At 56.1% G+C, this 18,763-nt stretch carries 17 protein-coding genes; 7 read left to right on the top strand and 10 right to left on the bottom strand.

Annotated features, from left to right (window positions below):
* Positions 1 to 79: 79 nt before the first annotated feature.
* Positions 80 to 355: a hypothetical protein gene (locus tag BN4275_RS13060; RefSeq protein WP_066459012.1), complete on the top strand. Its 276-nt coding sequence runs from the start codon at positions 80 to 82 to the stop codon at positions 353 to 355.
* 19 nt (positions 356 to 374) lie between these two features.
* Here the strand turns inward: BN4275_RS13060 and BN4275_RS13055 are convergent, their stop codons facing one another.
* Positions 375 to 1,307, bottom strand: coding sequence for a radical SAM protein (locus BN4275_RS13055; protein ID WP_066459010.1), 933 nt, complete (start codon positions 1,305 to 1,307; stop codon positions 375 to 377).
* Between the two features lie 87 nt (positions 1,308 to 1,394).
* On the opposite strand from BN4275_RS13055, the gene BN4275_RS13050 reads away from it, so the two are divergent.
* The 3 genes from BN4275_RS13050 to BN4275_RS13040 all read left to right on the top strand — a co-directional run bounded on the left by BN4275_RS13050 (position 1,395) and on the right by BN4275_RS13040 (position 4,454).
* Positions 1,395 to 2,108, top strand: coding sequence for a lysophospholipid acyltransferase family protein (locus tag BN4275_RS13050; RefSeq protein WP_066459008.1), 714 nt, complete (start codon positions 1,395 to 1,397; stop codon positions 2,106 to 2,108).
* 360 nt (positions 2,109 to 2,468) lie between these two features.
* Complete coding sequence (locus tag BN4275_RS13045; protein WP_066459006.1) at positions 2,469 to 3,416, top strand: uridine kinase family protein; 948 nt, start codon at positions 2,469 to 2,471, stop codon at positions 3,414 to 3,416.
* Between the two features lie 36 nt (positions 3,417 to 3,452).
* Positions 3,453 to 4,454 carry a zinc-ribbon domain-containing protein gene (locus BN4275_RS13040; RefSeq protein WP_066459003.1) on the top strand — a complete coding sequence of 334 codons (1,002 nt, stop codon included), beginning with the start codon at positions 3,453 to 3,455 and terminating at the stop codon, positions 4,452 to 4,454.
* Positions 4,455 to 4,518: 64 nt separating this feature from the next.
* On the opposite strand, the gene BN4275_RS13035 is transcribed toward BN4275_RS13040, so the two are convergent.
* Both BN4275_RS13035 and BN4275_RS13030 read right to left on the bottom strand, forming a co-directional pair.
* Positions 4,519 to 5,178, bottom strand: a complete 660-nt coding sequence (locus tag BN4275_RS13035) for an L-fuculose-phosphate aldolase (protein ID WP_066459002.1) — start codon at positions 5,176 to 5,178, stop codon at positions 4,519 to 4,521.
* A 120-nt stretch (positions 5,179 to 5,298) separates the two neighbouring features.
* Positions 5,299 to 6,426: a tyramine oxidase subunit B gene (locus BN4275_RS13030; RefSeq protein WP_066458999.1), complete on the bottom strand. Its 1,128-nt coding sequence runs from the start codon at positions 6,424 to 6,426 to the stop codon at positions 5,299 to 5,301.
* 378 nt (positions 6,427 to 6,804) lie between these two features.
* Between BN4275_RS13030 and BN4275_RS13025 the strand changes: the two genes are divergently transcribed.
* The 3 genes from BN4275_RS13025 to BN4275_RS13015 all read left to right on the top strand — a co-directional run bounded on the left by BN4275_RS13025 (position 6,805) and on the right by BN4275_RS13015 (position 10,529).
* Positions 6,805 to 8,211: a glycerate kinase type-2 family protein gene (locus BN4275_RS13025; protein ID WP_066458998.1), complete on the top strand. Its 1,407-nt coding sequence runs from the start codon at positions 6,805 to 6,807 to the stop codon at positions 8,209 to 8,211.
* Positions 8,212 to 8,289: 78 nt separating this feature from the next.
* Complete coding sequence (gene eno, locus BN4275_RS13020; RefSeq protein ID WP_066458997.1) at positions 8,290 to 9,561, top strand: phosphopyruvate hydratase; 1,272 nt, start codon at positions 8,290 to 8,292, stop codon at positions 9,559 to 9,561.
* A gap of 119 nt (positions 9,562 to 9,680) precedes the next feature.
* Positions 9,681 to 10,529: a MurR/RpiR family transcriptional regulator gene (locus BN4275_RS13015; protein WP_066458995.1), complete on the top strand. Its 849-nt coding sequence runs from the start codon at positions 9,681 to 9,683 to the stop codon at positions 10,527 to 10,529.
* 190 nt (positions 10,530 to 10,719) lie between these two features.
* On the opposite strand, the gene BN4275_RS13010 is transcribed toward BN4275_RS13015, so the two are convergent.
* From BN4275_RS13010 to BN4275_RS12980, 7 genes are all read right to left on the bottom strand, one after another.
* Positions 10,720 to 12,375 carry an FAD-binding protein gene (locus tag BN4275_RS13010; protein WP_066458993.1) on the bottom strand — a complete coding sequence of 552 codons (1,656 nt, stop codon included), beginning with the start codon at positions 12,373 to 12,375 and terminating at the stop codon, positions 10,720 to 10,722.
* Between the two features lie 39 nt (positions 12,376 to 12,414).
* A complete protein-coding gene (locus BN4275_RS13005) occupies positions 12,415 to 13,197 on the bottom strand; it encodes an enoyl-CoA hydratase/isomerase family protein (protein ID WP_066458991.1) in 783 nt (260 codons plus the stop codon).
* A gap of 2 nt (positions 13,198 to 13,199) precedes the next feature.
* Entirely contained in the window at positions 13,200 to 14,390 is a 1,191-nt protein-coding gene (locus BN4275_RS13000; protein WP_066458989.1) for a CaiB/BaiF CoA transferase family protein, read from the bottom strand.
* A 28-nt stretch (positions 14,391 to 14,418) separates the two neighbouring features.
* Positions 14,419 to 15,687, bottom strand: coding sequence for a TRAP transporter large permease (locus BN4275_RS12995; RefSeq protein WP_066458987.1), 1,269 nt, complete (start codon positions 15,685 to 15,687; stop codon positions 14,419 to 14,421).
* Positions 15,684 to 16,187, bottom strand: coding sequence for a TRAP transporter small permease (locus BN4275_RS12990; protein ID WP_066458981.1), 504 nt, complete (start codon positions 16,185 to 16,187; stop codon positions 15,684 to 15,686). The genes BN4275_RS12995 and BN4275_RS12990 overlap by 4 nt, the downstream gene beginning before the upstream one ends.
* Before the next feature lie 76 nt (positions 16,188 to 16,263).
* A complete protein-coding gene (locus BN4275_RS12985) occupies positions 16,264 to 17,328 on the bottom strand; it encodes a TRAP transporter substrate-binding protein (protein WP_066458979.1) in 1,065 nt (354 codons plus the stop codon).
* Between the two features lie 58 nt (positions 17,329 to 17,386).
* On the bottom strand, positions 17,387 to 18,583 hold the full coding sequence (locus tag BN4275_RS12980; protein WP_066458978.1) for a CaiB/BaiF CoA transferase family protein: 1,197 nt from the start codon (positions 18,581 to 18,583) through the stop codon (positions 17,387 to 17,389).
* Positions 18,584 to 18,763 lie beyond the last annotated feature (180 nt).

Genomic DNA, 18,763 nt, shown 5'->3' with positions numbered 1-18,763 from the left:
ACCAATGGTTGTAATATAGTATAAACATAAGGTTGTGGACAGCCTTTATGACAACATGGCAAAGCTGGAGGGATTTTTTATGAAGTTGGTTCAACTGATTCGATATTTGTTCCAGGTTATGGTTCTGGTCGCCGTATTCTGCCTGATCGGTTCGATTGGCGCCTGGGAAACCGGCAGCATCAATTTCCCGCAGCTTTTGCTGCAGCTCATCCTTTTTTCAGGGTGCGCACTGTTCGCCTCTCATCTGAGCCATCAGCGTTTCTTTATCCGTGTGCGCCGCAGGCGGCCTGTACGGGCGGTTCGTCCAGAGCCGCATCCCCAGAGCCGCCGTGTCGCCGCCGCCCATTCGGTCTGAGGTCGTGTCGTGTACCCCCTCACACCCCTTCCAGATCGAATGGCGGCGTATATTCTTCTTTGGCGGAGCTGCGTTCCTGCATAAATCCCTTTAGCCCCAGCTCCTCCGCATAATCCAGCACACTGTTATATTCAAAAGTGCTCACCCGCCGTCCGAGCTCTGGGAACTGCGCGCTTTTGTAAAACGGCGTGTATTGGCTCATAAGGCTTACCAGCACCTGCTCTTCGGGCAGGTGCTTTTTGATCCATTCGAGCACCCGCATCGAGTCCATCCTGCCCTTCGGAAGCACCAGATGGCGCACGATCAGCCCTCTTTTGAGCAGGCCGTCCGCACCAAAGCGTACCGGGCCGGTCTGCCGGAACATCTCGAGGATTGCCTGCGTCGCGACAGAAAAATAATCCGGCGCTTTTGAATAGCGCCGCGCACGTTCTGTATCCGCATATTTGAGATCGGGCAGGTAGATATCGATCAGCCCATCAAGCAGTCGGAGCGTTTCGAGCGTTTCATAGCCTCCGGTGTTGCAGACAACCGGGATTTTGAGTTCCGGCTTCGCAAGCAGCAACGCCTGCCGCACCCACGGTGCATAGTGCAGCGGGCTCACCAAATTCAGATTGTGCGCGCCTTTTTTCTGCAGTTCCAAAAAGATCTCCGCAAGCCGGCCAACCGAAACTTCCTTCCCAAAGTTTTCCGCGCTGATGCGGTAGTTCTGACAAAAGCAGCAGCGAAGCGGGCACCCTGAAAAAAACACCGTCCCCGAGCCATTCGTCCCGCTCAGGCAGGGCTCCTCCCAGGGGTGCAACGCCGCCCGCGCTATGCGCGCCTGTCCGCCTCCCCCGCAAAATCCCAAATCCACCGTCCGGTCGGCGCCGCACGCGCGCGGACAAAGCCGGCAGCTTTTCAGCTCTATCTTCTCCTCCAAAATAAATTCCTTCTTCCTGCGGATTTTATCCATCAAAGCTGTCCCTGCTTGCTATTTTCCGGCTGTAAAGATATAATGGGAAAAGCATATCTTTATAAAAAAAGCCGGAGGTTCTCAAAGATGCGGACAGTTATCTGGTTTCTCTATTTCTGGGTTACACTGGTCGAGTTGGTGCCCGCCATGCTTTATGCAAAACGGCTGAACGACGCCGGAAAAATCATCGAACGCGATGATTTTGTGGGACGCAAAGTCTACGGATGGATGTCCGCACTGCTCCGTCTGGCAGGCGTTACGGTGGAGGTGACCGGCAAAGAAAACATCCCGGATACCCCAGTGCTTTTCGTGAGCAACCATCAGGGGAATTTTGATATCCCAATCCTGCTGTGCAACCTTGACCGGCCGCATGGGGTCGTGGCAAAAAAGGAGCTGCAAAAACTCCCGTTTGTCCGCGTCTGGATGAAATACCTCTGCTGCGTTTTCATCGACCGGGATAATCCCCGCCGTTCCGCAATGGCGCTCCAGGAAGCCGCCCAAAACCTTCGGGACGGGCATTCGATGATCATTTTCCCGGAGGGCACCCGCAGCCGCGGCGACCAGGTCGGGGATTTCAAAGCGGGCGGTTTCAAAATTGCCCAAAAGACCCGCGTTCCCATCGTGCCAGTCTGCATCGAAGGCTCCTACCGCGTAATGGAGGCGAACCGCATGTGGATCAGGCCCGCCGTGGTCCGGGTGCGGATTCTGCCGCCGGTCGACACCTCCGCGCTCTCCAAAGAGGATTTCCGCACGCTCGAAGACGAGGTGCGCGGCCGGATTGTCAAGGCAAAATCCGCTTGACACAGCCGCTCGAAATGGCGCTCCGGTTTTTCCCACAAATCTGAACCTTTTGTAAAACTTGCGCAGCGCGCATTGTTCATTCCGGTCCGGATGTGGTACAATAACCGCAGAGCGGCCATTGTCCCGATTTATGACCAGGCAGATGCGCCGGTACCCGGCCTGAGGGACCTCACTGAGCGCTTCGCTCTTGCAGTACAATAAAGCACGCTGTTTGCCCGCCTTTGGCGGGCAGCGCCGCCTATCCGGCATATCATGAGGCCAAGATGGGCCGCTGCCCGGGCGGAAATTCCCATCAAACGCCGCAAAGCGGTTATCGGGGCCGCAAACTGATCAGATCAATCTATACAAGGGGGCTACGCTTTGAAATACAGCCTGATTATGGATAAAGTATCCGTTGACAAAACATCGAATATCATCCGTTCAAATCCCATGCAGGAAGTTTCCCGCGCCGAGGCGGAATACCGCGGCAAAATCGCTCAGGTCTGCGACCAGGCAATCCGCGACGGCATCTACATCCTGCTGATCACCGGGCCGTCCGCGTCCGGAAAAACCACCAGCGCAAAAATGATCGCGGATGAACTGACCGCACGCGGACAGAAGGTCAACCGCATTTCGCTGGATAATTTCTACAAAAATGTCGAAGAACTTCCCCGCTGGAGCGACGGCTATCAGAATTACGAGGCGGTCGAAGGGCTGGACATCTCCTGTTTTGAAGAGATGGTGCAGCGCCTGCTGCGCGAGGGTCATGCAAATTTCCCTATCTTCGATTTCACCACCGGGCGGCGCGCCGCTGAAACGATCAACCTCACCTGCGACCCGCATACCTTTCTGATCATTGAAGGCATCCACGCGCTCAATCCTCTGATTTTTAAAAGTGTCGAAGGCTTCTCCTGTATGAAAATCTATATCAGCGTCCACAGCGACTTTGTTGATGGACAGGGAAACATCCTGCTCTGCGCACGCGACCTGCGGCTCATCCGGCGGGTTATACGCGATTTTTATTACCGCAGCACGCTGGCTGAGGACACCTTCAAAATGTGGGATTACGTCCTGCGCGGCGAGGACCTGTATATCCGGCCGTTCCGCAAATACGCCGACCTGCATATCAACTCCACCCACAACTACGAACCCTATCTCTATCATGACGAGATGGTCCGCATGCTGCTCGCCTGCACGCCGGATTCGCCTTATACCCCCATCATCCAGCGGATGATGGCCGCTTCCAGCCATTTCTTCCACATGGCGAGCGAGCTCGTTCCGGATTCGTCCCTGATCCAGGAATTCCTGAAGCCCAAATCCTGGAAGTGATTTTCCCGCCGCGCGCGGCTGTCAGGAGGTACTTTTATGACCTGTCCAAAATGCGGCAAAAGCATCCCCGACGAGAGTTCCTTTTGCATGCATTGCGGGAGCCTTATCGATCCTTTGGATGCCATCGAACAGCTGGAAAACCCCAAGCGGCATTGCGCTATCTGCGGCTGCGAGCTGCCTGAAACCAGCATCGCGGATGTCTGCGTCGGCTGCCTCTATCAACGGGACTTCAAGTCGTCCGACGATGCTGAACCCGAAACAGACGGGCCGTCCGGTCCGCCAAAAGCCGCTGCTTTTTCTATCTCCTCCAGCGGGTTGGAATCCGATTTTGTCCCGGATTTTGACCTTGACGACCTGCCGCCTGTTCCCGGTGATTCGGAGGAGTTATCTTCCGCATCCTCCGTTTTTCCCACCGGCGGGCCAGCGCCGTTTGCCACCGATGAACCGGCAGCTTTCCGGGCTGACGAACCGGTGACCTTCCAGGCCAGCGAATCCGCCGTCCGTTCATCTGATCTATTTTCTCCCTCAAAGCCCTTTACCGTGCATATTGACGATGCGGACTATTATGAACAGCCTGTCCCGCAGCAAAACAAAGACGAAAAACAGCCAAAAGAGCCGAACTCCCCGTCCCGCCGCAGTCCGAAATGGCTGGTCATCCTGGGGGTTATGCTGGTCCTTGCGGCGGCCTGCGTGGTGATTGTCCCGCGCCTGCTGCCCGCAGCCGGTTTCCTGCCCGGACTGTCCGACGCCGGCAAGCCATCCAGCGAACAGGATGAACAGGCTGTCGTCTACGCGCATGAGATGGTGAAGGCCGCGGCGTTCAGCCCGCAAAGCGTCCATTTTGATCAGAAGAGCCTCGAGATGACCCACAACGGAGATATCTATACGTTCACCCAGCGCTTTGAACGGCTCACCGCATCCGGAGAAAACGCCGCATCGGTATTCACAGCCGTTCTCCGGATTGAAACCAGCACTCAGGGATATGTCCCTCTGATGCTCCAGGTTGATGATTCGATCCTGTACGATTACCGTCAATAGCAATCACCCAAATCGGGAGCCGCCAGATGGCGGCTCCTTTTTGCCATCTCTATCCTACAGGCCTTCAATCCGCAGGCTTGTCCGGGTGGGCGCCGTAGGTCTTGAACTTTTCGAGCACTGCGGCCAGCTCCGCATCGGTGAGCATGACTGGATTTCCCACCAGTTTCGCTTTATAATAGATCTCCGCGCAGAATTCAATCTCTTCCGCCGTGTCAAAAGCTGTCCGGATATCCTTTCCACAGGCCACCAGGCCATGGTTGCCGAGCAGGACTGCGTTGCGTTCCCGCATGCCCTGGAGGACGCTTTGGGCCAGCTCCGGCGTGCCGAAGGTACAGTACCTGGTGCAGCGTACATCGCCTCCCGCGTATCCGATGAGATAGGAGCACGGCTCGATCCCCATATTGAGACACGCCAGGATGCACGAATAGGTACTGTGGGTGTGCACCACCGCGTTCACGTCCGGCCGCTCCTCATAGATGACCCGGTGCAGGTCCCATTCGCTGGTCGGTTTCCACCTGCCCTCCACCAACTTTCCGTCCGGCTCCATCACGCAGATGTCCTGCGGCGTCAGCGTTTCGTATTCCACCCCGCTCGGACTAACTGCCAAAAGGCCCTCTTCCCTGTTAAAAATACTGATATTCCCACCGGTGCCTTTGGTGAGCCCATGAGAGATAAGTTTTTGCAGATGCTTTACGACCAGTTCCCGTTCTTTTGTAAGCGGCATATCATTTCTGTCCTTTCCTGCGGATACTGCTATTTTAATCGAAACCAGAAAACTTTACAAGCGGAGCATTGGCAGTAAAAAACGGACGGGGCTTTCGCTCCGTCCGTTTCAGCAATTAAATTATTTCCAGTGCGGGTCATCCCAGATCTTCAGCGTCTGTCCAACGCCCATCTCCTGGGCTTTCTTGTAGAGGTCATAGCTCCACGCTACATCGAATACCGCCATACCGCAGGCAACGAAGACGATAACCTGATCGTCATTGTCACGGCCGGATTTGATGCCGCGGGCAACATCACCGATACTGGTGGATTCCTTAAGCGGCTGGATCTTGCCCTCGTCGATCAGGGTGTAGATCGGTCCGCCGATAACGCCGGAATAATAACCCGCTTTGTCGCCGGAAGCGATCGCTTCCTCAACATAAGCTTCGTGCAGGCCAATGTGGTCATAAATGATCTTCGCATCGGTCCAGAACTTCTCGTCGCCCTTTCCAGGACCGGAGAACAGGATGGTCGAGCCTTTCTTGACCCAGGAGCTGTCGAACATGAGGGGTTTCAGACGGGAAGCGGCAACAGTGATAACATCACCGGCGCGGACAGCTTCTTCCAGAGAAGTGGCGACAACGCCTTCCACGCCGTATTCCTCTTTGACCCAGTCCGCGGTGGCCTGCGCTTTGTCCTCAAACAGGTCATAGCAGTAAACCTTCTTGATGGAAGGAACCTGCGGCATGATCGAACGGAAGCAGGATTTGTTGATCGGGCCGCAGCCGACGATAACGCCAACTTCGGAATCTTTGCGGGCCAGATAACGCGCCGCAACGCCCGGAACAGCGCCGGTTCTCATCGCGCTGATGAGGTTGGCGGACAGGAATGCGAGCGGCTCGCCGGTGTCTTTATCGTTGAGCAGAACAGTCAGAACCGAACGGGGCAGGCCGCGTGCGGGGTTCGCAGCATTCGAGCCATACCATTTCACACCGCAGCAGTCGAAACGGCCGCCGAGATACGCAGGCATTGCGAAGAAACGTCTATCAGGACCTGCAACCGGCATATTCGGGAATTTGCAGTCTTCCGCTTTCGGGAAGATGATGCCCATGCCATGGCTGTTGTGATTCGGGCCACCCATCAGGTAGTCACCCTCGGAAAGAAGTTTGAAAACTTCTTCGGAAACGTCTACGCAGCGTTTCTCATCAAGTACGCCAACTTTAATCAGGTCAGGCTCGGACAGATAAAGGAATTCAGTCTTGTGTCCCATTTTTTGTATCTCCTCTCAAAATTTAGTTCGGTTAATGGATGTACCAAAATTAAATGAACGCTTAAACGACAGCGCCAAAATTTTGCGTGGAACAGATTGTTTCATTTACTACATTGAGGATATCACGCCAAATTCAGGAAGTCAATATTATTTTGATTCTGTGCATCACTGCCAAATTTGCAGGTCCAATCCGATAAAAAACTGAAACACAGTTCTCATTTTGCGAAAAATAATTTTGAGATTCGATCTTTTTCAAAAGAAACCGGGGGATGGTTGACAGGCGTTTTGTAGCTTATTATACTTTAAGAAGTAAATAGTACATTCCAGAGGCCATCACCATCAGAATAACAAGCAACAATTGAAGATCAGGAGGTCATTATGAGTCAGAAAATCCGTAACCGCGCAGACATCCTTTCCCACGGCGATGTGAAGTCCAGGGAAATCGTCCTGGATATCACCGAAAAAACCCTTCAGCGGCTTGACAGCTACCAGCGTATCAAGAGCATCATGCACATGGAGGGCGACATCCTTCACATTGGAACCAAGTCCTGGGATCTTTCCAAAAAGAAGAACGTCTACCTGCTCGGCGCGGGCAAAGCCTGCAACCATATGGCAATGGCGGTTGACGAAGTCCTCGGCGACCATCTGACCCGCGGCATCGCGATCGTCAAGATCAGCGAACCGACCGATGTATTCCGCAAGACCGAAGTCTATGTCGGCGGGCATCCCCTCCCGAACGAGGAAGGCCTGCGCGCCTGCCACAAGATCCTCGACATCGTCGACAACGCCGGTCCGGACGATTTGTTCATCGTGGTCATCTCCGGCGGCAGCTCCGCGCTGATGAGCTGCCCGATCGAGGGTCTCACCCTGCAGGATGAGATCGACGTCACCGACGTCATGCTCAAATCCGGCGCGAACATCTTTGAAATCAACGCCATCCGCCGCCATATCTCCCAGATGAACGGCGGTATGCTCGCCAAACGCATCGAAGCGCGCGGCAGCGAGCTGATCGGCTTCGGCATCTCCGATGCGGTCGCCTCCCCCGCCACCGGCGACATCGGTATCCCTTACGCCAAATACCGCGGCACCCCGATGGGACCTGACCAGACCACCCTCGAAGAAGCCCGCCGCGTCATCCGCGACTACGGCGTCGAGGATCGTCTGCCCAAGAAGGTTGTCGAGTACCTTATGAATGTGGGCGAAGAGGGCGAAACCCCGAAGGCGTTCCCGAACAACACTTATTTCCTGCTCAACACTCTGCCGGATTCCTGCATCTATGCGAAGGAAGTCGCGGAAGAAATGGGTCTGAATGCCATGATCCTGACCTCCTTCCTCGAAGGCGAGGCGAAGGACGTCGGCGCAATCTTCGGTTCGATCGCGCGTGAGATCCAGACCTACGGCAATCCGATCCAGGCGCCGTGCGTCCTGCTCTCCTCCGGCGAAGCGACCACCAAGATCCTCGACAACGCCACCATCACCGGTCATGGCGGACCTGGACAGGAAGAGACCCTCAGCTTCGCGCTCGTTGCACAGAAGGCCCCGGGCAGCTGCCTGCTTTCGATCGACTCGGAAGGCACCGACGGCACCGCCCCGATCGCCGGCGGCATCACCGACTCCCAGAGTTATGCAACCTCGCTCGAAAAGGGCGTCGATATCTACGCTTCCCTGCGCGGCCACGCAGCCTATGAGGCGCTCGACGCGATCGGCGACACCGTCTTTACCGGCAACACCGGCACCAACCTGTGCGACTTCAACGTCATGTACGTTCCGAAGCTCGAGAAATAAACATTTTCTGTACCCGCCCTGACCGCTGCTGCCGGGGCGGGCTTCACCCAGTTAGAATACGATGGAGGTAATTTTGATATGTCCAAAATTAAAAGTGTAACCGCCCGTCAGATCATCGACTGCAAATGCCGTCCGATGGTCGAAGTAGATGTCGTCACCGACGACGGGTTTATCGGTACCGCCAGCGCCCCGACCGGTTCTTCGGTCGGCATGTACGAGGCATATGTCCTGCGCGACAACGATCCCAACGAGTATGACGGCCAGAGCGTGCACAAAGCGGTCGACAACGTCAAAAATATCCTCGGCCCGGCCATCATCGGCATGGACGTCACCGACCAGCGCGCGATCGACGAGAAGATGATTGCGCTCGACGGTACTCCCAATAAAGAAAAACTCGGCGGCAACGCCATCTATTCGGTTTCCGCGGCCGTTCTGCGCGCCGCTTCCGCCGCTGCCAAAATGCCGACCTACCGGTATCTGTGCGGCCGCGACATCAAAACCGTCCCGGTTCCGTCCTTCAACGTCATCAACGGCGGCAAATACGGCGACGTACACCTCGCTTTCAATGAATTCCTGATCGTCCCTTACAAAGCGAAGGACATCTACGAGGCGGTCGAGATCGCTGTCAAGGTGTTCAATAAGCTCGGCGTGATCCTCAAGAAATTCCTCGGCGCGGACCCGCAGGTCGCCCGTTCCTACGGCTGGGCTGCTCCGTCCAACGATCCCGAGGTCGTCCTCGACCTGATGCAGGAAGCCATTGACGCCTGCGGCTATCACGACAAGGTCGCGTTCGCATTTGACTGCGCTTCGAGTGAAGTTTACGATGCTGAAACCAACACCTATCTGATGAAGGACAAACGCATCACCGCTGACGAACTGATCGCTTATACCAAAGCGCTCACTGAAAAATACAACTTCGTCTTCATCGAGGACCTGCTCGACGAGAACGACTGGGAACACTATCCGAAGGCTGTCGAACAGATCAAACGCACCATCATCATCGGCGACGACCTGATCGTCACCAATCCGGAACGCCTGAAACGCGCCTATGACACCAAAGCGGTGGAAGGCTTCATCCTCAAGCCGAACCAGATCGGCACCATCACCGAGGCGCTCGACGCACACGCGTTCGCCAAGGAGCATGGCATGATCTCGGTTCCGTCCGGACGCGCCGGCGGCGTTGTCGGCGATATCGTCATGGACTTCTCGGTCGGCCTCGAAGTGCCCATCCAGAAGAATGGCGCGCCGCGTTCCGGCGAGCGCATCGACAAACTCAATTTCCTGATGCGCGCCTGCGACACCACCCCCGGCTGCCATATGACCGATATCACCGGGCTTGTCCGCTTCTAAAATTTCCGATTATCCCGTCACGCCCCAAAACGGATCGTTTTGGGGCGTGACCTGTCCTGCGGATGTTTTCCCATAAATTCCAAATTTTCCAACAATTCCACCGAAAGGGAGGGGTACCCATGCCCGATTTCTCCGGCAAAGTTTCCGGCAAATTCGATACGCTCACCCATTCCCAGAAGGCTGTCGCGCATTATGCGATGGAGCATATGGATATGATCGCTTTCAATACCCTTGACGATATTGCCACAAAAATCGGCGTGAGTACCACCACCATCATCCGCTTCGCCCGGGAACTCGGGTACAGCGGCTATTCCGATATGCAGAAGGACGTCCAGAGCTCCATCATGGACAAAGTCAGTCTGCCCGAACGGTTTACCAGCAAGCGCGACTCGATCAACCGGGATAAACTCCTGATGGACACCGTACAAAATGACATTGCCGATATCACCAACACCCTCTCGAACATCTCGCAGGACAGTCTCAGGCAGGCCATTGACATGATTGCCTCCGCCCGAAATATTTATGTTCTGGGGATGCGCAGTTCATTTGCGCTGGCCCACTACATGACCTCCCGGCTCGGCCAGATCCGTCCCGGCGTCAAGCTGATTCAGTCGATCGGTATGATCTTTCCGGAGGAGATGGTCGGCGCGGGCAGCGAGGATATCTGCATTGCCTACCTCTTCCCCCGCTATTCAAAAACTGCCGCAAACCTGATCCTGTGGCTGAAAAACATGGGGGTAAGAGTGATCCTTTTCACCAGCCAGAACTACGCGGCCGTCCAGAGCTACGGCGACGTGTTCCTGCCGTGCAGCGTGGGCGGCGTCTCCTTCAAAAACTCGTTCGTCGCGCCGATGTCGCTCACCAACTATCTGGCTGCGGCAGTCGCGCTGCAGGATTACTCCGGTGCGCTCGAAACATTGCGCCAGACCGAGGAATTTCTCAATAAAGGCTATTACCTCGGCCTCTGAATATCCGCACCGGGTCCTCTTATTAAAACAAAAAAAGGGCGGGCAGCTCAGGCTGCCCGCCCTTTTTATTGTAGAAACCGCTCCCCGCGCAGACGGGAATTTTCTTCTGCAATAACGGGACTGGACGGCGGCATATCTCTGCCGCCGTCCAGTCCTTATGAAGATAGATAAGAAGAAAGCGAAAAAAGAATCAGGTGTTCTTTTTCTGCACGGCAGGCTTCCCGAGCGCGGAATCGGTTTGCGGATAATCCTCGCGGAAATGCGCGCCCCGGCTCTCCTTGCGGCCCTGCGCGGCCTGTGCCATCAGGCCGCTGGAAACCAGCATGCTGTAAAGGCGGAAATTGTCCATGCGAACCGCGTCCTGCGTGGGCGCCTGCTCAATCTCGCGCAGCAGATCCTGCACAAGCTCCTGCACACGTTCCAGGCTTTTCTCGCTGCGGCAAACCAAAAGGTTTTTCTGGTTCACCTTCTGCATGTGCGCAATCATCGCATTGGTATCGATTCGTTTATGCAGGATCCCCTCAAGCGCCGCCGAAGGCTTTCCCGCATCCACCGCCAGCCCTTTCTGTCCGCGGGCCCACTCCGCTGCACTGCGTCCGGCGATTTCTCCGAATACCTGGCAGGTAACCATCATATTTCCACCCAAACGGTCGGCGCCGTGCGGGCCGCCCGCCACCTCCCCTGCCGCGTAAAGTCCCGGCAGGCTTGAGGCGGAGCGCTCGTTGATACGCACGCCGCCGTTAATAGCATGTGCAAAGACCGAGATTTCCACCGTCTGTTTTAAAAGGTCGAGTCCGTTTTCGCGCATGTGATCGCGCGCGACCCGCCACATATGATGCAGCCCGCAGTCGTCCGGGATGCTGTCCACATAGGCGTCTGTCATGTGGGTCAGATCCGCGCAGATGCCGCCGTGCGCGCAGGCATTTCCCGCGCAGATCTCCTTTTGGATGGTGATTTCGAGATATTTCGAGTCATCGCTCGAAGAAAACGGAAAATGCCGCCGGTGCTCATCCATAACATGTTCCGGGGGCATACCGGCAGGGAGGTATTTTTCCACAAAACTTTCTCCCCTACCATTTTGTAAACGCGGATGCGCGGCCCAGATATAGCCGTTGAAGATATTCGTAATCGGGTGGGAGATCCCCAGACCCGCCTGCATGAACTCCATGTTGATCAGCTCCGCTCCGGCTTCGTAGCCAAGCAGATAACCGTCCCCACTTACATCGCCGGGATTCAGGTTTTTTTCAAACGCCTGGGAAGCTCCGCCAGTCGCAAGCACCACCGCTCCCGCGTCTATTCGTACGAAGCCGCCCGCTTTGTCCACCCCCCAGGCGCCGCGGCAGACGCCGTCACGCATCAGCAATTCCACAATTGTAATCCCACTGAGCTCCCGGATGTTCGGACGCAAGGCGATCTGCTGCATCATGGCATGCACGATCGGATCGCCGTGCCCACGGATGACATGGGTTCTCGGGGCGCTGGCAAAACAGCTTTGGAAGATATAATAATCGTCCCCTTCCATGTCGAAAGCTACGCCCCATTTTTCCAGCTCGGCCACCGTACGCGGCGCGTTTTCCGCCAGAATAGCGGCGAGCCTGGGATCGGCCATCCCCTGGCCAGCGTCGACGATGTCCTGGTAATGCCGTTCGACATCGCCGGGTTTTGCAGGGTTGCCCGCATTGTAGCCGGCCATTTCCGCCACCGGATAGGTGGTTGTCCCGCCAAGTCCAAGCGGTTTTTTGGTGGCGATGAGCACATCCGCTCCCGCGTCGGCGGCAGCGATGGCCGCCCGGCCAGCCGCGCCGCCGCCGCCGACAATCAGCACATCCGTTGCCAGTCTGTTCATAAGTAGTTCCTCGCTCTCTGAACGCCGTCCTGCGTCTTTTTATTGAAATTCCGGCGAACGCTTATGCAAGAAGGCATCCACGCCCTCCGCGCAGTCCGGCGTTTGGAAAATCGTCCTGCTGAAGTCGAGATTTTTATAGAAACATTCCGCGGTCGGCACCATACCGATCTCCCGCACGCCCTTCTTGATAAGTTTGACCGCTTCAAACGGTTTTTCAGCGATACGCGCGGCCATCTCCAGCGCGGTTCTGACCACCTCGCCGGCGGGCGCCAGACGGTTGACCAGTCCAAGGCGCAGGCAGTCGGGCGCGTCGATGAATTCACCAAGGAACATCATCTCCATTGCCTTGGATGCGCCGACCAGCTTCGGCAGGCGGAAAAGCCCTCCGCTGCCAGGAAAGACACCGAGGTTGATTTCTGGCTGCGCGATACGTCCCGCCTCCGAAAGAATCCGCAGGTCGCAGGCCATGGCCATCTCATAGCCGCCTCCGCAAACATTGCCTTCCATTGCCGCAATCACCGGTTTCTCAAGGAATTCAATCGCATTGAAGGTTTCGTTCTCCTTCTGCAGCTTCTTGCCGATGACATCGTCCCAGACCTGGGGAAACTCCTTGACATCCGAGCCGACGCAGAAAGCACGCTGGCCTGAACCGGTCAGCACCACGACGCGCACCTCGTCGTCCCGTTCGAGTTTAAAGAGGGTATCGCGCAGTTCCGCGCTCAATTCCAAGGTTACAAGGTTGAGCGGCGGGTTGTTAAGCGTCAGAAGCGCGACATGCTTCGCGGGTTTCTCCACGAGAATCATTTTATTTTGATATTCCATATTTACTCCTTCTTTTCCTGATGGATTTGCACCGTCCCTGTTCGGTCCAGCGCTTCGATTTCTTCTTCTGTGTATCCGCACCGGCGCAGCAGCGTGCCGGTGTCCTCCCCAAAGGCGGGCGGCGTACTGCGCAGCGGGAGGTTTTCCCCGTCATAGCGGTTGGGATGCCCCAAAACCTGAACCTTCCCCGCCTCAGGAACCTGCATCTGCAAAAAAGGACGGTTATAGATCACCTGCTCATCCCGCAGCATCTGCTCATATTCGTTCACTGGGGAATACCACATGTCTTTGAGCGTGTCAAACAGTGCGATCCATTCGGCGGTCGTACGCTTTTTCAGTTCCTCGCAGACCACTTTGTCAAATTCCTCGCGGTTCTCCATCGCGTCCCGCTCGGTGAAGCGATCCATTACGCCCGGCGTAAAAATTTGGCTCAACCGGTCATGATGGGTCAGCGAAACGGTGATGTATCCGTCCGCTGTGTGGTAAACGCCGTAAGGGGACTGATGGATACGGGTCGAAAGGCCGGTGTCCACCCGCGGGATAAAGCGTCCACCGTTTGAATAGTAACCAACCGTTTCGATCTGCATATCGAGTGAAGCCAAAAGCAGGTTCGTTTCGACCAGGTGCCCCCTTCCGGTGCGGTCCCGGTCACGTGCCGCAGCCACAAGCCCCAGGGCTAAAAGCGACGCCGCGTGCTGCTCGATGAGCGCCGCACCTGCCGGCACCGGCGGTTTGCTGCCCGGACCATTGAGCCAGGCAAGCCCGCTGGCAGCCTGCATGAGCAGTTCATCATCCACCTCCCCCGCACGCGGGCCGCCGTTTCCATAGGCGGTACAGGAACACCAGACAAGCCTCGGAAAGCGTGTCCGGAGCGTTTCATATCCGAGCCCAAGCCCTGCCAGGAAACCCGGGGGACAGTTTTCAATCACTGTATCGTACTCTTCAAGCAATCGAACCACCGCCGCGCGGCCTCCCGGCAGCGAAAGGTCGGCGGCAAAACTTTTCTGGTTGCGTCCGGTCAGGAGAAAGAAGATACCTTCTCCGTTTTTCCGGTAATCGCTGCCAGGGCGTCCACGGTTTTCGGGATCCCATTCGACCCGCACCACATCAGCTCCAAGATCAGCCAAAATCTGGCTTGCACCGCAGCCATAAAGTCCATGGACAAAGCTAAGAACCTTCATACCCTCAAGCATGGGGTTTGCCTCCAAATTTGTTTTCTGGCTATCCAATCAGCAGCGTGCTCAGCCCGGGAATGAACACAAACAGGAAAAACACGCCCACAAACCCGAGGAAGAACGGCAGCTCTCCTTTTGCAATTTCACCCATCTTGAGCTTCGAAACCGACGCGGCCGCAAACAGGTTGACAGCGACCGGCGGGGTCATATTGCCAATGACGATCGCAGTACACATAATCATGCCAAAATGGATGGCATGTACGCCCAGGCTCTGCGCGATCGGCCAGAGCACCGGCACCAGAAGCACGCAGATCGCGATACCCTCGAGGAAGGTGCCAAATACCAGAAGGATCAGCGCTACAATCAGGCAGAACAGCCACGGAGCCAGATGCATCGAAACGATCACATCCACCATCTGCCCGGAGATGCCCGAGAAGGTGAAGAGCCACGAAAACGCGGTCGAGGTCGCAATGATGAAGAGCATCATCGCGCTGCTTTTGCCCGATTCCAGCAGGATGCGATATAGGTTTTCCGTGCGGATTTCTTTATAGACAAAGACACCTACAATAAACGAGTAGATGACCGCCACGGCGGCGGATTCGGTTGGGGTCATGAGACCGGAATAGATTCCGCCCAGGATGATCACCGGCAAAAGCAATGCGGGCAGCGCGCTGAAGAAGCTGCGAAAAAGCTGCCCAGCCGAAAGTTTTACGGTATTTTTCGGCCATTTTTCCTTATTTGCATAGATAATGCAGAGGATGACCAGCACGATCGAGATCATAATGCCCGCGACAATGCCGCCCTTGAACATGTCACCAACCGAACTGTTTGTAATCGTGCAGTAGACGACCATAATGATTGATGGCGGGATGATTGGGCCAAGTCCGCCCGAGACAGCCAGCAGGCCGGCACAGCGAGCGGGTGGATAGCCGATGCGGATCATACCCGGATAAAGCATACCGCCGATAGCAAGCACAGTGGCGGGCGCTGAACCGGAAAGCGCGGCGAAAAAGGCGCAGGCCAGAACCATCGCATAAGCCATGCCGCCGCGGACATTTCCAATGATACTGTTGCAGAAATCAACCAGTCTTCGGGAGATGCCGCCTTCGGTCATCAGATTCCCCGCAAGCACAAAAAACGGGATCGCCATGATTGACACAGAGTCGAGCGCGGTGAACATCCGCTGCGGGATCACCGCGAGCGGCACGTCGACTGTGAGCAGGGACACCATGGTCGCAGCGCCGAGCGAGACGGAGATCGGCACGCCGATGAGCAGCATCAGAATCAAGGTTCCAAACAGGACCAGGGCAGTCATGCGTTTTCCTCCTTTTCCGGGGCCTTTGCCGTTTTATCCAGCAGCAGCATCACCAGCGAAGCCGACTGCACCACTGTGATGATGCCGAAGCTGAGCGGCAGCGCGAAATACGGAACGACCATCGGCAGATGCAGGCCGGGCGAAACCTGTCCCGAAGAGATCTGCGTCTGCAGGATGGTAAAAGAATTGAAAAAGCAAACCGCCGCAAAGAGGATGACAACCAGCTTCGCTGCGGCGCGCAGCAGTTTTCCCGCGAGGCCGTGAAACTTATCGGTGATGGCGGTAATTGAAATCTGGGTGCCGTCCCGCAGACCGGCTTCGGCGGCAAGCAGCGCCATATAGACCATACAGTACCGCGCGAGCTCCTCAAACCAGGAGATCCCCACGTGGAACAGGTTGCGGTTGGCCACCTGTGCGAACGCGGAAAGCACCATGACCACAAAAGCGGCTACCAGAATAAAATCTTCGATCTTCTGCAGCCCGGATAATACCTTTTTCATATGAATCCCTCCTTAAAGCTCCGGCCGGGAGGATGCTCCCGGCCGGAACCGTCCGACAGAAAACGGACGCTATGCTTTACGCGGCGTTTTTATCGGCCTCGATTGCTTCTACCCAAGCCGGGTCCATACGGTCGGAGAACTGCTCCATCGCGGGTTCGACCAGCACACGCATTTCATCCATCGGGATCTCATAGAAGTTGACGCCCAGGTCAACCAGCTCTTTCGCGGCAGCTTCGTTCGCTTCTACCAGGAACTGACGCTGCTGATCCGCGCCGGCTTTCACACCCGTGAGGAAAGCGTCGCGCAGATCCTCGGGGATCTGGTTCCATGCCTTGTCGGACATGAACACGCCCATGAAGCCGAACACGTGGTTGGTGTAGGTGACGTTCTTGGTGATCTCATAGTAACGGTTGGCGATCAGGTTCGCGACCGCGTTTTCAGCCGCGTCGATCGTGCCCTGCTGCAGTCCGGTGAAAACATCGCCCGAAGCCATCGGGGTTGCGATTGCGCCCAGCGCGTTGAACGCGGCGATGTGCAAATCGTTTTCCATCGTGCGGATCTTCAGGTTTTTGAAGTCCGCAACCGTCTCAACCGGGCGGGTGGAGAAAACATTGCGGAACCCAACATCCATCCAGCCGACGGTGTGGACTTTCTGCGCTGCGGTTTTTTCCGCGATCAGGCCGCCAACCTTGCCGTCGATCACCCGGTGCGCTTCATCCGCATCATTGAAGAGGAATGGCTGGTCAAGCACTGCCATCTCAGGGATGAAGGAGGTGAGCACCGCGTTCGACGCGGTGAACATGTCGATGGTCCCCATCTGGGCGCCCTCATACATATCGCGTTCATTGCCGAGCTGGCCGCCCGCGAAAACTTCAATGGTAATCCGGCCGTCGGTGGCTTTTTTCACCTCTTCGGCAATCGCAAGGCCGCCTTTGTGGAAGTTGCTGCCGTCCGGGTCGACCATGCCCATTTTGATGGTGATGGTATCCGCGGCCGGCGTGTCTTTCGAGCCGGCGCTTGAAGCAGCCGGAGCCGCAGTGCTGCCGGCGGGGGCGGAGGAGCTTTCGCTGGAACCGCCGCAGCCCGCAAGGGTCCCAAGAATCATGGCACCGGTCAGAAGCGTTGCAAGTAGTTTTTTCATTTTCTTTCTCTCCTTTTCTTATCACTGTAAGTAGTCCATACAGCGGGTACGACTATTTTTAAAGGGTCCCTTCTGCCGCGACGGCTTTTCCCTGGGCAACCAGTTCCTGGATTTTTTCGTCCGAATATCCGCATTCGCGCAGCAGTTCAGCGGTGTGTTCCCCAAGTTCGGGAGGCAGGCGGCGCAGCGGGACCGGCTGTCCGTCGTAGTGGTTGGCGTGGCCAAGCACTTTTACCTTCCCAGCAACCGGATGATCCATCGTGATGAACGCCTGATTGTAGATCACCTGTTCATCCTTGAGCACGTCGTCGTATTCGTTTACAGGCGCGTACCAGATGCCAATCTCCTCAAAAATTTCCATCCACTCGGCGGTTGTGCGCTTGAGCAGCTCCTGGCAGACGACCTTATCGAACTCGATCCGGTTGTCCATCTGGTCTTTCGCGCTGAAGCCCGCGAGCGCGCCGGGGGTAAATGCCTTTTCAAGGTTTTCAAACGAGGTGAGCGAAAGGGTGATATACTTGTCCGCCGTTCGGTAGATACCGTAGGGCGACTGGTGAATACGGGTGGAAAGTCCGGTATCGGTGCGCGGGGTGAGGGTTCCGCCGTTGAGGTAATAGCCGATGGGTTCGATCTGCAGATCGAGTGCTGAGCCGAGCAGGCTCGCTTCAATCCGGTGGCCTTTTCCGGTCTTGTCTCGGTCGTAAACCGCCGCCGCAACGCCAAGCGCCGCGAGGATCGCACCATGCTGGTCGACCAGCGCGGTACCCGTCGGCATGGGCGGATGATCGCTCGGGCCGGCAAGCGCCGCAAGGCCGCTCATACCTTGGATCAGCAGATCCTGGCCGGGTTTTTTGACTTTTGGCCCGCTTGAACCGTACCCGGTGCAGGAGCAGTAGATCACGCCGGGATTGATCTCCTTCATCTTCTCATAACCGAGTCCGAGCTTATCCATGACGCCCGGGCGGAAGTTTTCAAGGATCACGTCGTAACCTTTTTCCCGTACGAGAGTGTAGATCGCTTCGCGGCCTTCCTCAGATTTGAGGTCGAGCGCGATGCCGCGCTGATTGCGGTTGGCCATCAGATAAAAAACACTGACGCCGTTTTTGTAGGTGTTGCAGCCGGACCAGCCGCGTTCATAGGCGCCTTTGCAGGCTTCCACCTTGACGACGTCCGCGCCGAGGTCCGCCAAAGCCTGTGCGGCCGAAGGGCCCTGCAGGTAATGTGTGAAACTGAGGATCTTTACGCCTTCCAGCATTGTTGATCATCCGCCTTTCTTCACTTGCATCCTTTGAATTATAAACGTTTATAATTCATTTTGAAAAATAAAGCTGCAAGTTAAATTGCAACTTATAAAACTTTTTGTCGTTTTTCCAAAATATAAACGTTTATAATTTGTTTTCTAAAAGATACCACAGCCGATTTTCACTGTCAACAG

This window comes from Anaerotruncus rubiinfantis, from assembly GCF_900078395.1.
GTDB lineage: Bacteria > Bacillota > Clostridia > Oscillospirales > Ruminococcaceae > Anaerotruncus > Anaerotruncus rubiinfantis.
Note: the sequence above shows the minus strand (reverse complement) of the source record. Positions and strands in the feature narration are given on the sequence as shown.